Raw genomic sequence first — 12142 nt, 5'->3', positions numbered from 1 at the left:
CGCCGACGCGGCCGACACCCTGGGCGCGCTGGCGAACGACCCCGCGCTGGCGGACCGGATCGCCACCGGGCTGTTCGGCGGGCTCGGGTGCGGCGGGCTCGGCCGGGGCGGCGTCCCGCGACCCTCCCGTGATCGGGCGCACCGCGGTGGGGTCGGCGACCACCCAGCCGGCCTGGCGGTCCTCGCCCCAGCGCACGTGGGCGATCCACGGCAGGTCGGGCGCGGGTCGGCGCTGCTCGGTGAGCACCCCGGAGCGCCAGCGGCCGTCCGTGCGGATCCAGGCCAGGCGCCAGCAGCGGCCGGAGTCGTCCGGGGCGGGCGTGCCGGTCATCTCCTTCGGCACCACGACGGCGTCCGCCAGCGGGGCGGGGCTGGCCGGCTCGGGCAACGGGCGGATCGTCGCCTCGTCGAACAGGAGCCAGGCCCACTCCTCCGCGCCCGGGCCCGGCCCGTCCGGGCCCCAGCGGACGTGGACGACCCAGCCGGTTCCGGCGGGCGGGCGCCGCCACACGCTCAGCAGCGCGGGCCGCCACCCGCCGCCGAGCCGGACCTCCACCAGGTGCCAGCGCCGCACGTCGCGGTGCAGCCCGGGCAGCGTCATCAGCTCCCGGGGAGCCCGCACGGCGTCGCCCGCCCGCGCCGTCGGGTACGGGCGGCGGGAGAACGGGACGGCTGCGGTCATACCCCCATTATTCGAGCACATGTTCGAGTGATCAAGCGTCAGCGAACCGAGCCGCTTCCCCGGCACCAGGGCCGGGCCGTGCCGCTACGGTGACGGGTACAGATCGAGGAGGCTTCATGCGCAGTTCCGACACCGCCCGCCGCGTCCTGGCGGACCTGCCCACCGCGATGGGCCTGCTGTGCTGGAGCACGGCACCGGCCGCCTGGCGCGACGCCGTGGCGCGCGCGGCCCGGCTGCTCGGCCCGGGCTGGGAGCAGGACCCCTGCCGGGACCGTCTGGGCGCGCTCGCGCTCCTCCTCTACGTCGAGGCCGACGAACGCGCGGTGGCGGTCGAGGACGTCCCGCTGGACGCGGTGCGGTCCGTCCTGGCCGTGGACGAGCGGGGGCTGGCGTGGCACCTGGAGGCCCGCGTCCAGCGCGTCCTGCGCGGACAGGGCCACAGCCCCTACCGGGACCTGCGCAAGGCGGGGCGGGACCGGCCGGAGAGTCCGCTGTGGCGCATCCAGCGCCGGCTGATCCACGTCCGGATGCCCGCCGAGCCGACCACGATGGTCGAGCCGCGGCCCTCGGCGCTGGCGCGCCAGGTCGAACCGCTGCTCGCCCTGCTGGCCGGAACCACCGAGACCGCCGAGCAGCGGTTGCCCCGGGCGCCGCGCCCGGCGGGGCCGCTGACGGTCCGGATGGACGGCGGGCGGGTGTACCGCTGGAGCGGCGGCATGGCCGTCGGCGCGGTCCCGGTCGCCTGCGCGCCGTGCGGCACCCTGCCCGGCGGGACCGTCCTGGTCGACGGGCCCGACGCGACCTACGTCTGCACCAACGGGCACAGCTCCGACCAGGGGCTGCTCAGCGCCCCGCACGTACGCATCGCCGTCGCCCACGGCCTGGACGACGACGGGCGGGCCGCTCCCGTGGTGCTGCCGGACGGCACCGACATCGTGTGGCACGGCGACCTGAACATCGCCGACGCCGACGCTGCGGAGGAGATCGACCCCACCGCCTACTTCATCGGCAGCAGCCGCGCCTGGCGCAACGACTGACTGCCAGACTGGCGATCATGACCTCCGACCGGCGCCCGCTGTGGCGCCCCTCCCCCGAAACCCCCGACGACCCGCTCGCCGACCAACCCGCCCCCGAGGCCCGGCTGACCGCCGTCGAGCGGGCCAAGGCCCTGGCCCTGGCACCTCCCGCGGACCCGGCGCAGCAGCCCCCGCGCAGCGCCCGCCGGCCGCTCGGCCCCGGCGGCCTCGCCTCCGACGACGACTGACCGGCCCGAGGCATCCGGTGGCCGGGACCACGATGACGGTCCCGGCCACCGCGTTGTCCGTACGGGGGCGCGATCTACGATGTGCCGGTGTCCGACACCGACAACTTCCCTCATTACCTGCTCGAACTCCAGCGGCGCTGGTACGCGGCCGAGGCCGCCTGGGCCGCCGATCCGAACGAGGAGAACCGCGCGGCGTTCAGCGCCGTGAGCGCCGAGCTGCACGCCCACCCCCACTGGGCCGGCGTGGAGGATCGACACAAGGCAACGATGAAACTCAAGCAGGCCGGCCGCCCGCAGACGGGAGAGGCGACGGCCTGAGGACCGAACGACGGTGATCCTCCCCGGGTCGACGCCGGATTCCCGGCCCGACCCGGGGAAGCGGGCGCCGCGCCGGTCAGCGGGCGAGGGTCACGGTCAGCGTCTCGTCCGGGCAGCCCACGGCCAGCCGCTCCATCGCCTCCCGCTCCCGGACATCGACGGACAGGCCCCAGCGGGTCTTCACCGCCGTCCGCGCGCAGGACGGCCACCTGATCAGGGGTCAGGGGTCAGGGGCGGCGGGTGACCGCTCCGGCGGTGAACCACTGCACGAGCGCCAGGCTCCGATAGAGAGGGGGCTACCGATGCCCGCCGCGAGCAGCGAGGACAACGGCTGTTCGTCGGCCGGTGTGCTGGCTTCCACCCGTGCCAGCACCTTGAGCTGGTCGCCCGGGTGCAGCTCGGGCCGTGCGCCGCCCAGCTGATCGTGGGTCTGGCCGAGCCCACGGCGTCCACCGCTAGAGCTGCTGAGGCATGCCAGACCTCGGGGCCGGGCAGGCTTGCCTGGCTGTCCGGCAGTACCGGGCGGCGCAGTTCGGAAAGGGGAGCCCTATGGAAAATGGAACCGATCACCGGGTGAAGGCGTCCGTGCTGGCGAAGAAAGCCAGCCTGCGGACCGGCGCGGATCTGCTCACCGATGCCGCCGGGGAGGGGCTCGCCGCGGTCGCTCACGCCTTGCTGGGCAGTCTGCCAAACCGCATGGGCTCGCAGGTGTGGCTGGAGGTTCGGGCGGGATGGCCGACCGGTCAGAGCATGCTGGTGCGCGGCGACCGCATCACGGCCGTCCAGGTACGCGAATGGGACGGCCAATTCCTGCTGGAGGTATTCGTCGAGGGGCACGGCCCGGGCGGACAATGGCTCGCAGCGGCAACGGGTGCCGGGGAATGGTTCGAGCTGAACGCCGGCGAGGCGCTCCTGACCCTGCTCGCGGAGATCGTCCGCGACGAGCAGGAGAACCTCCCCGCGGTCTTCCTACGCGTCGAGGGCCGCGTCGATGACAAGCACGAGCTGCTGATCGACCGCAACTAGCGCTCCCTGCCCGATGCTCACGAACCCGGGTCAACCTGGCTGTTAGGACCCGTCCTGCGGCCAGGCTCGTGGGCCCCGGCAACGGACTACCTCCGCGCCGGGGCCGGCACCTCGTGGGACGCCGTGTCCATTCCGGTGCTGGCTTTGCGGTAGGCGGCGGGCAGGCGAAGCGTCGCCAGGCCCATGCTCTGGGCGCGCAGCCGCATCCCGTAGTCGTCGGTCAGGACCCGGACACCCACGCCGGGGACAAGCCCGTCCAGGTCGGCGGCGCAGCGGAGGATCTCCAGGTCGGGCTCGGCGCGGCGGTGCCCCGGGGGGTCGAGGCGGACCTCCAGAGTGACGCCCTCGCGCAGCTTCACCGCTTCCCCGGGGGCCGCCCTGTCGAGCTTGCGCTCCAGGTAGCGGATCGCAGTGGCGGCCCTGCGGGCAAGGGCGCCGTCCCCGTACTTCTGCCGGTCCAGTTCGTCGATCACCACAAGCGGTACGACCAGGCGGGCGCGCTTGCCGTCCAGCCCCTCGCCGCTGAGCAGTGTCTTCCAGTCGACGTCCTCCGGCTGCTTCCAGTGGTTGAGCATGTTGGTGTCGTAGACGACCGGCACACCCGGCCGCCCAGCGTAGGCCCGCAGTTCCTTCAGCTGCCGCTGCGCGTCCTCGATCGCGGCGATCTGCTGCTGGACCTCCAGTACCAGGATGCCGTGAAGCTCGGTCGCGCCTCTCATCTCGACGAGCTGCCAGTAGTGGCCTGCGAGCAGCCCTTCCGCGAGCCGCGGCTCGGCGATCGCCTGGGCGAGGCGGTCGTGGGTGTCGGTGACTGTCTGGATGTAGCGGCCGAACAGATAGTTCTGGTCGCTGTAGAGGTTCTTCCACTTCTGCAGGGCGTAGTCGAGGTCGGCCTGCACGATGTCGAGGGTGTACCCGGGTCGGATTCGCATGCGGGGATCCTGACAGCCAACGCCGACGGCGGCCAGGGAATCGGGGCACTGACCGCGGCCTGCGTCAGCGTTCGTCGGGCTGACCCAGCGTCCACCCGCTGACCGCGACCACGGGGCCGCGCCAGACCGGCAACGCGTGGGTGGTGCGGCCGGATCGGTAGGTGACATCGCGCAGGTGGAGGAAGCGTCGGTCGGCTTCGCGGCGGCGCCAGCCTTCGTCGGCGGCGTTGTCCAGGTGCCCGATCGCTTCCTTCACCATCCGACGCAGTACCCACCCACCGTCCACCTGCCCGGGCACCGGGCACCCGAGGTGCCGCCGAACCCCAACCGCCGCAGCTGACGGCCCGCACCCGGCAACGCGCCGTACGACATCGCTTCCCTACCAGCGGGCAGCCCACGAGCCTTTCAGTGTTCGTCCGGCTCGCCGACGCTCCAGCCGCTGACCGACGCGAGCAGCCCTCGCCAGGCCGGCAGCCTGCGGGCGGTGCGGCCCGAGCGGACGGTGACATCCCTCAGGTGCAGGAAGCGCGGATCAGGCCTCCGGCGGCGGCGCCCGTCCTCGGCGGCCTGGTCCAGGTGCGCCAGCGCCTCCCGGACCGCGCGACGCAGGTCTGGGTCATGCTGTCCGATCTGGCTGAGGTGCAGACGTTCCCAGGTCTCAGTGGAGACGACCGTCCCTGTGACGAGTGCGCCGTCCAGGACCAGGGTGACCGTGACATTGTTGGCCGCGATGTCCTGGTTCTCCACGCTGAGGCGCAGCAGTTCCAGGTGCGGGTCGAGGTGCTCGTCTTGTTGGAGCAGTACCCGGAGTGCGGGCTGAACCGCATCTCTCCACGACGCCACGCTGCTCTCCCGGATTGCCTGTTCAGTGGGGTCAAGTATGCCTGCGGGTGGCTGGGCTGGGGGCGTGTTCGGAGTCTAGGTTGAGGTGGCCTCGTCGTTCGAGGTCCATGGCTGATCAAGCGCAAGGCGCGCTGCGCCGGTCTCCTCGCGTCGCATGCGGAAACGGCGGCGGCCACACCGGTAGAGATGGGGCCGCCGCCGTTTCCGCCGAACCGCTCGCCGGGTTGGTCAAGCGGCGGTTACGGCCCGTTCGCTCTTGTTGAGCAGGTCCAGCATCTTGGTGAACTCACCGGCCGGCATCGTGTGGATCAGGTGGCGAGCTGCGGCAGCACCGTCCTCGTAGGGGAAGGATTTGGGCTGCTGTTCTCCCGGCTTGGCCTGTCCGGGAACGGCTGGCGCGTGCTCCTGCTCCGCCTCGACGAGGGGTTCTTGCTTCCGGGGGGCCGGTTCCGCTGACGCGGGGTCGGCCGGGCCCGTTTTACGGCCGTAAAACGGATCAGCCCCGGGCTGTTCAGGATCGGCGGCTGGCTCGCCTGTCGGAGGTGTGCCGGCAGTGCTCTTCTTGGCCGCCTTCTTGGCGGCCGACCGCTCAGCAGATGCCGCCGCCCTCTGTTCCTGCTGGCCCTGCCACCATGCCAGTTGTTCGGAAGGGTCCCACTCGTTGTCCCGGGCCAGCTTGCCCAGCGACCGGGCCGCTTCGAGCGGCATGGTCTTCTTCCGCACCATGTCCTGGGCCTCCGAGGCCAGGTGAGTGAGGAGGATGCGCTGGGTGACCCAGCCGTCGACGCGCTCAAAGTGCTGGGCTACGGCACGGTTGGAACCAAACTCGGCCACGAGGGCCCGGACGGCATACGCCTCTTCGATGGGGTCGAAGTTCTGCCGGTCGACGTTCTCGGAGACCACGGCCTCCATGAACACCTTGCGGTCCTTGGCCAAGCCGTCGTCAACAACGCAGTCCAGGGCGGGGTTGCCGGCGGCTGTGGCGCCGCGGTAGCGACGCTCACCGGCGACAAGGACATAGTCGACATCACCGATCTTCTCCGCGTGGTCGGGCCACAGCTTCAGGTAGGCGCTGCGGCTGACCGCAGGGCATGCCTGGATCTGGCGGCGTTGCAGACTCTTGCCGAGGTCGATCAGCTCGGCCTCGGTGCCGAAGTCGGCACGCGGGTTGACGCGGTTGGCGGAGAGCCGGCCGAGGGGAACACGAAGCAGGCGGCCATCGGCCCGGGTGTCGACGACCGGGATGTCATCGCCGTCACCGAAGAAGTCGTCGAACTCGCGCGTGGCCATCATCGACCCCCCGCGTACTTCTGGCGGCGGAGCTGGTGCTCCAGGGCCAGGGATACGAAGTCCTGCTTGGCCTTGGTGGCGATGTGGTTGGACTCGTACTGGGTGCAGAACCGTCCGTTGGTGATGCCGCGGGTGTGCGGCTTGTAGTGACGGACGGTGGCGTTGTAGAGCTCCCAGCCTCGGCGTTGGACGAGACTGATGGTGCGGTCGCGGTCCGCGGTGCCGTCACGGGGGTCCCAGTTGTTGACGACCACGCCGTAGGGGATCTGGCGGGGGATGAGAACCCGCTCCACGGTGACCCTGGTCGGAGTGAAGGCCGAGCCCTCTGCTTCCAGAGGGACGATGACGTCGTCGGCGACGTCGAGGACGGCTCGCAGCGCGTCTCCGGTGGTTCCGTCGCCGAGGGGATCGATGGACTCGTCGTCGTCTTCTGCCTTCAGCGGCATGAAGCCCGGGGTGTCGACGATGATGATGTCAGCCTTGGCCCTGCGCAGACGGCGCAGCTTGTCGAGGCTCTGGCTCGCGTCGACCACGCGGAAGGGAACGGGCCTGCCGGCCTTCCTGACCTTCTCGGCATGTTCGATGCTGGTGCCCTGGGGGTCTATTGAAACGACCGCCACGGACGGACCGTCGCCTGCGATCTCGCCTTCGACGGGGTTGCAGCCGAGGATTTCGGCGTAGACCGCGGCGAGGTTGACCGACAAGAGTGACTTGCCGACCCCGCCCTTACGGTTCAAGAGCACGGTGATGTAGGGCATGTACTGCTCTCCGACTACTTCCCGGGAACCCGGTACTTCGGATGGACGGGAAACATCCTCTCAGATGATCAGAGAGGTCCCGGCGAGGCTTGCGCGGCGGTTTTACGGCCGTAAAACCGCCGCGCAATTCGCGATCTGATCGACGCTCCGTGTTGTCGACGGGCACCGAGGCCGCTTCCGCGGAGTCAGTCGAGTGGCTGTCCCCGGAGCAAGGTAAGAAATTCTGACCTCGCCCGAAACGCAAAAGGGCCCTGTCCCTCCGTCCTTGAGGACGGAAGGACAGGGCCCTTCGCGATGTTGAGGATCAGAGAGGAGGACGGTGGCTGCCCAGCGCGTCCAGGCCGATGGCCCGGGTGACGATGGGGAGGGTGGCGGTCCAGTCGCCGTCGAAGTGCACGGCCTTGTCGCAGATGTAGCAGGCGGCGCCGAGCTTGAGGTTGGTCACCAGGATCTCGCCTCGCTCAGTCCAGTAGGCCCGGTCGGGGTCGTCGTTGACCCGGGTCATCAGCCCGCTGTATCGGGCTACCCAGTCGGCGACGGCTTCGTGGAATCGGCGGTGGCGGGCGGTATAGACGAAGACTGCACGATGGGCGGCGAGCAGACACAGGGCCTCGATGGCGCCGGGGATCGGCTCGCCGTACACCTGGCCGTCCATCCACCCGCGGCTGTCGACCAACATCAGGGTCTCGTCGAAGTCCACACCGACGGCCTGGCTGCTCGGGCTGTCGGGGCGGGGAGCGATGATGCGGCGCACGTGGTCCTCCTCGGGTGTTGGGCCTACAGGCAGGTGAGCTGGTTCGGGTCCGGCTGCTCAGGGGTGTCGTCTTGGGTGCGCGCCTGGGTGCGGGCGGCGTCGTGGGCGGCGTCCTCGGGGCTGGGGTGGTGGGGGATGTATTCGTCTTCGACGATCTCGCCGCAGATACCGCACCTGGCGGTCCAGCACAGCGAAGGCGTGGCCACCCTGGCGCCGAGGCTCGCCGCACCGCGGCGCCGCCAGGCGTAGCCGTGCTGGAGGACGACGGCGTAGCTGACGGCCCGGATCGGGGAGCCGCCGTCCAGGTCGACGGCCAGGTCGACGGCCAGGGCGTTGTGCTCGGCAGCGGCCATCAGGGCGGTGGCGAGGTCGGGCATCGGCAGGAGGGCGTTGGTGCCGGTGAGCCACAGCTCCCAGGGCTGGTTCGGGGTGCCGGGGCGCAGCCGCTCGTTGGGGTAGGTGGCGTAGAGGCCGCGGCGGGGGATCGGCGTGATCGTCATGGTGCGTGGTCTCCTCCGGCCACCGGCCCGGTCCGATGGGGTGCGGGCCGGGGCCGGGTTGGTGGCGGGTTGTCAGGTGCGGTGGGTGGCGGGCTGGTACTCGGGGACGGGCGGTCCGCCGTCGGGAGCGGTCGGCTACAGCAGGCCGGCGGCGTGGGCCTCGGCCTCCTGGTCGTCGTCGTCCTGGTCGGCCTGGTCCTCGTCGTCGGCGGCCGCGGTGGGGTGGAGCTCGGCGATGGCGAGGTCCTTGCCGAGGACGGCCCACGGGTCGCCGTCCTCCTGCTCGCCATCGGCGGGCTGTGCCGTGTCGGCGGCGGGTCCGTCCAGGAGCGCGGTCAGGTCGGCGATGGTGTGGATCGGCACCGGTCGCTCGCCGTCCCGGGCGAACAGGTAGGTGCGGCTGGCGTAGCCGTCGCGGTCGGTCGGGCGGGGGACGGCCAGCAGGCGCGCGGTGGCGGTGATCTCGCACGTCGCGCTGCCGTCCGGGTTTCCGGCCCAGTTCTCCGCCTTGGTGAGGGCGCCGTGGCCGCAGTCGAGGCGAGCGGCGCCGGAGGCGGCACGGCGTGCGGCGTCGGCGCAGGCGTCGGCGGTCAGCTGCTCTCGGGTCGGCGTCGGGACCGCCTCGCGGACCGGGCCGTGGTGCTCGGCGCCGAGGCGACGGCGCAGCGGGGCGAGGGCTTTGTAGGCGTGCTGGTCGGTAGCGGCAGCAGCAAGGGCGCCGACGGCGAGGGCGAGGGTGATGCGGATTTCGGGCCGGCGGCGGGTGAGGGTGCGGTAGGTGGTGAGGCCGGTGGCGGCCCCGGCGGTGACGATGGCGAGGCTGTCGGCGGTGTCGAGGGCGGTGCGGGCCAGGCGGGTGCGCAGGGTGTCGGTCACGGGTGCCTCCGAGGGGGCGTGGGTGGGTGTCGGCCGGGCGGCCGCGCCGCTCACCACGGCGCCCCGCCTGCCGGGCCTGGGTGGCCGGGCGGGCGGGGCGCGGTGGTGGGCAGCGTCAGTGCCCGGTGCGGTGGTGGCGGATCTCGCAGAGCGGGCCGTGCGGGGGCGTCGGTCAGGACCGCGACCGCGCGGCGCTCGTGGGCGAGGTCGACCAGCTGGCGGTCGGGCTCACAGCTCGGCGGGCGTCTCCTGGGGGATCACGTAGATCTCCACGACGTCCTGGACGTTGCTCCACGTTCCGGCGGCGTGGCGGATGTAGACGACGTGCTCCTTGGCGCCGCTGCGGTCGGTGGTGTCGTACTCGTAGATCGTGTGGTGCTTGCGGGCGCGGCGGACGGCGGCGCGTACGGTGCTGGTGCGGGCCTGGTTGGGGAACGGCAGGAAGTGGTGGCCGTCCATGAGGGTGAACGCCAGGGCGTGGTCGGGGCGCGGTCCGTTGGTGACGAGCCGGGCGCCGTAGTCACGCAGGCTCTGGCAGTGCGCGGTGTAGTACTCCTTGGCGGTCTGGGTGGTCATGGTGGCTGTCCTTCTTTCTCGGCCTGGGTGGCCGGGCGGTTGTGTCGGGGTGTCAGTGTTGGGCGCGGATCGTGGTTGCGGTTTCAGCGCCCGGAGCGGTTCACCGCCGGGTAGAGGCGGATCTCGTCGAAGCCCTCGTCCTCCAGGCCAGGGAGGGCGTCGACCGCGAGCTGGTGCTGCCAGCGCAGTACGTCCTCCGGCACCCGCCGGTTCGCCGGCCGTTCCGAGTTGCGACGCAGGCAGACGTCGAGCGGCGTTGTCAGCACGATCGCCAGGAGCGGCCGGCCGTGGCGGCGGGCCCGCTCGACCAGCCCCGCCCTGACCGTGGCCTCCACGTTGGTGGAGTCGCAGTAGACGGTCCGGTTCCGAAGCAGCCGGGCGTCGAGCAGCAGGTTCTGCAGCTGGACGGCCTCGGCGGTGGCCGATTGATCTCCCGGGTCGCCGCCGTTCACCAGGGCGCGCAGTTCGTCGAGGGAGATGACCTCGTGGGAGGGCACGCCGTGGGTGAACTGGGTCTTGCCCGCCCCGGCCGGGCCGATCAGGGCCACGAGCGTGCCCGGTGCGATCGGCGCGCGGGCGGCGGTCATCGTGTGGTCGTCGGGGGTCATGCTGTTGTTCCTTCCGGTGCGGGGTGGTGGTTGGTCAGGCCGCGGCGGACAGGACGGCTGCGGCGGAGATGGTGAGGACGGCGACGACACTGAGCTGGGCCGCCCAGATCAGCAGGCGCATCTTGCGTTCGCACAGCACGGACAGCTCGTGCAGGCGGCGGGGGCGGACGTCGTCGGCGAGGGCCTGGAGCAGGTGGTCCGGGTCGCAGGCGGCCCAGCGGGAGAAGCCGTTGGACTTGGTGGGGTCCAGGCGCGGCTTGACGACGAGGACGGCCAGGACGGCGGCCGCGACCATCGCGATGGCGCCGATGGCGACCAGGGCGAGCGCGTAGCCGGAGGCCTTGCCGAGTGAGGCGACGGCGGCGACGAGTACGCCGTCGAGGCCCAGCACCAGCGAGGCCTTCGAATCGGTTCGGCCGATCTCGTTGACGACCGCGGCGAGTTCGCGGTCGAGGGCCTGGTCGGCCGTGGTGGTGTCCATCTCGGGTGTTCCCCTCCCTGGTGGGTGCCGGCCGGTGGCCGCGCCGCACACCGCGGCGCCCCGCCGCCGCGGCCTGGATGGCCGGGTGGCGGGGCGTGGTGGTGGGCAGCGTCAGTGCCCGGTCAGAGCTCGGTGATGATGGGGTCGGGGTTGGCCGACTCTCCGCGCAGAGCCGTGGCGAGGATGCTGGAGTGGTCGAAGGCCAGCGGCGGCAGGTCGTTCCACATCCACCAGCGGGCGGTGCGGGCGTCGTCCCCGGCGGCGATCGGGGTGCTGTCCGGGACGACGGCGAGGTAGGCGACGGTGACGTACCGGCCGCGCGGGTCGCGGCCCGGGGCATCCCAGACGCCGAGCTGGAGCAGGTCCGCGGCGTCCACCCGCACGCCGGTCTCCTCGGCCAGTTCCCGGGCGGCCGCGTCGCGGCTCGTCTCACCGGAGTCCATGTGGCCGCCGGGAAGCGCCCACGCTCCCTCGAAGGGCGGCCAGCCCCGCTCGATCAGCAGGACACGGCCGCCCGGCGTGGTGGCGACCACGTCGGCGGTGTAGCGAATGGGCTCAACAACTTCTTCGGCCATCTCAACTCTCCTGAGTGGGTGTGTGGTGGGTTCGGCCGGGCGGCCGCGCCGCGCGCCAGCCCGAACCGCCCCGGGAGCGGGTGGAGGGCTGGTGGGCGGCGTCGGTGCCCGGACGCCGGGTGGGGTGTGCCGGCGGGTTACGGCTGGCAGGCGGCGGCCTGGCCGAGGACGTAGCTGCGCAGGTCGATGTCGGCCCGCAGGGCGGGCGCCTGGTCGCCGAGGAGGACGGCGCCAACCGCGACGATGAACGTCCTGGTCACGGCGTCGCTGCCCTTCTTCGTCCGCGGGGCCTGGAACATCAGGTAGCGGGCGGTCAGGTAGTCCTGGCGCGTCGGGGCCGGGGCGGTCAGCAGGATCAGCGCCCACTGGTTCAGGAGGGCGCCGTGCTCGGGGTCCGGGGTGATGGTGTAGATCGGGTCGCCTCCGGTCTCCATCCGGGAGGCGTCCAGGCCGCGCGCCGCGACGCGGGCGGTCAGCTGCTCGGCGGCGTCGCGGGCGGCGGCCCCGCGGAGGAGGCGGTTGCCGGCCAGGCGGATGCCGTTGGGCAGGGTGATCCAGTTCTGCAGTTCGTCGTCGTCGGGGGCCTCGGAGGCGAAGCGGGCCTCGGCGGCCCGGCCGTAGCGGGCCATCGCCTCCCAGGCCGGGGTGGACACGCCACC

18 protein-coding genes are annotated in these 12142 nt (G+C 72.1%); 4 read left to right on the top strand and 14 right to left on the bottom strand.

Annotated features, from left to right (window positions below; translation table 11 throughout):
• Positions 1–682: hypothetical protein (locus ACIQOV_RS08335; RefSeq protein ID WP_401046308.1), on the bottom strand; the 682-nt coding region annotated here is incomplete at its 3' end.
• Between the two features lie 116 nt (positions 683–798).
• Between ACIQOV_RS08335 and ACIQOV_RS08330 the strand changes: the two genes are divergently transcribed.
• The 4 genes from ACIQOV_RS08330 to ACIQOV_RS08315 all read left to right on the top strand — a co-directional run bounded on the left by ACIQOV_RS08330 (position 799) and on the right by ACIQOV_RS08315 (position 3290).
• Positions 799–1719, top strand: a complete 921-nt coding sequence (locus ACIQOV_RS08330; protein WP_401046306.1) for a hypothetical protein — start codon at positions 799–801, stop codon at positions 1717–1719.
• Between the two features lie 17 nt (positions 1720–1736).
• On the top strand, positions 1737–1946 hold the full coding sequence (locus ACIQOV_RS08325; protein WP_401046304.1) for a hypothetical protein: 210 nt from the start codon (positions 1737–1739) through the stop codon (positions 1944–1946).
• An 87-nt stretch (positions 1947–2033) separates the two neighbouring features.
• Positions 2034–2264 (top strand): hypothetical protein, encoded by a 231-nt coding sequence (locus tag ACIQOV_RS08320; RefSeq protein WP_401046302.1) that lies wholly within the window; start codon positions 2034–2036, stop codon positions 2262–2264.
• A 549-nt stretch (positions 2265–2813) separates the two neighbouring features.
• Positions 2814–3290 carry a hypothetical protein gene (locus ACIQOV_RS08315; protein WP_401046299.1) on the top strand — a complete coding sequence of 159 codons (477 nt, stop codon included), beginning with the start codon at positions 2814–2816 and terminating at the stop codon, positions 3288–3290.
• 86 nt (positions 3291–3376) lie between these two features.
• On the opposite strand, the gene ACIQOV_RS08310 is transcribed toward ACIQOV_RS08315, so the two are convergent.
• The 13 genes from ACIQOV_RS08310 to ACIQOV_RS08250 form a co-directional block, all read right to left on the bottom strand.
• Complete coding sequence (locus ACIQOV_RS08310) at positions 3377–4222, bottom strand: PIN domain-containing protein (protein ID WP_401046297.1); 846 nt, start codon at positions 4220–4222, stop codon at positions 3377–3379.
• Between the two features lie 64 nt (positions 4223–4286).
• Complete coding sequence (locus tag ACIQOV_RS08305) at positions 4287–4481, bottom strand: hypothetical protein (RefSeq protein ID WP_401046294.1); 195 nt, start codon at positions 4479–4481, stop codon at positions 4287–4289.
• Between the two features lie 146 nt (positions 4482–4627).
• Positions 4628–5065: a hypothetical protein gene (locus ACIQOV_RS08300; RefSeq protein WP_401046292.1), complete on the bottom strand. Its 438-nt coding sequence runs from the start codon at positions 5063–5065 to the stop codon at positions 4628–4630.
• 228 nt (positions 5066–5293) lie between these two features.
• Complete coding sequence (locus tag ACIQOV_RS08295) at positions 5294–6358, bottom strand: ParB/RepB/Spo0J family partition protein (RefSeq protein ID WP_401046291.1); 1065 nt, start codon at positions 6356–6358, stop codon at positions 5294–5296.
• Complete coding sequence (locus ACIQOV_RS08290; RefSeq protein WP_401046289.1) at positions 6355–7113, bottom strand: ParA family protein; 759 nt, start codon at positions 7111–7113, stop codon at positions 6355–6357. The genes ACIQOV_RS08295 and ACIQOV_RS08290 overlap by 4 nt, the downstream gene beginning before the upstream one ends.
• A 304-nt stretch (positions 7114–7417) precedes the next feature.
• Positions 7418–7867: a hypothetical protein gene (locus ACIQOV_RS08285; RefSeq protein WP_401046287.1), complete on the bottom strand. Its 450-nt coding sequence runs from the start codon at positions 7865–7867 to the stop codon at positions 7418–7420.
• Positions 7868–7890: 23 nt separating this feature from the next.
• Positions 7891–8367, bottom strand: coding sequence for a hypothetical protein (locus ACIQOV_RS08280; protein WP_401046285.1), 477 nt, complete (start codon positions 8365–8367; stop codon positions 7891–7893).
• A 135-nt stretch (positions 8368–8502) separates the two neighbouring features.
• A complete protein-coding gene (locus ACIQOV_RS08275; protein WP_401046282.1) occupies positions 8503–9243 on the bottom strand; it encodes a hypothetical protein in 741 nt (246 codons plus the stop codon).
• A 228-nt stretch (positions 9244–9471) separates the two neighbouring features.
• Positions 9472–9819, bottom strand: coding sequence for a hypothetical protein (locus ACIQOV_RS08270; RefSeq protein WP_401046280.1), 348 nt, complete (start codon positions 9817–9819; stop codon positions 9472–9474).
• An 83-nt stretch (positions 9820–9902) separates the two neighbouring features.
• A complete protein-coding gene (locus ACIQOV_RS08265; RefSeq protein ID WP_401046277.1) occupies positions 9903–10427 on the bottom strand; it encodes an AAA family ATPase in 525 nt (174 codons plus the stop codon).
• Between the two features lie 34 nt (positions 10428–10461).
• Complete coding sequence (locus tag ACIQOV_RS08260) at positions 10462–10908, bottom strand: Pycsar system effector family protein (protein WP_401046275.1); 447 nt, start codon at positions 10906–10908, stop codon at positions 10462–10464.
• Positions 10909–11030: 122 nt separating this feature from the next.
• On the bottom strand, positions 11031–11483 hold the full coding sequence (locus ACIQOV_RS08255; protein WP_401046274.1) for an NUDIX domain-containing protein: 453 nt from the start codon (positions 11481–11483) through the stop codon (positions 11031–11033).
• A gap of 137 nt (positions 11484–11620) precedes the next feature.
• A partial coding sequence (locus tag ACIQOV_RS08250) for a hypothetical protein (RefSeq protein ID WP_401046270.1) occupies positions 11621–12142 on the bottom strand: 522 nt, incomplete at its 5' end.

The organism is Kitasatospora sp. NPDC091257 (assembly GCF_044757675.1).
GTDB lineage: Bacteria > Actinomycetota > Actinomycetes > Streptomycetales > Streptomycetaceae > Kitasatospora > Kitasatospora lactacystinica.
This window is presented reverse-complemented; position numbering and strand designations above follow the sequence as displayed.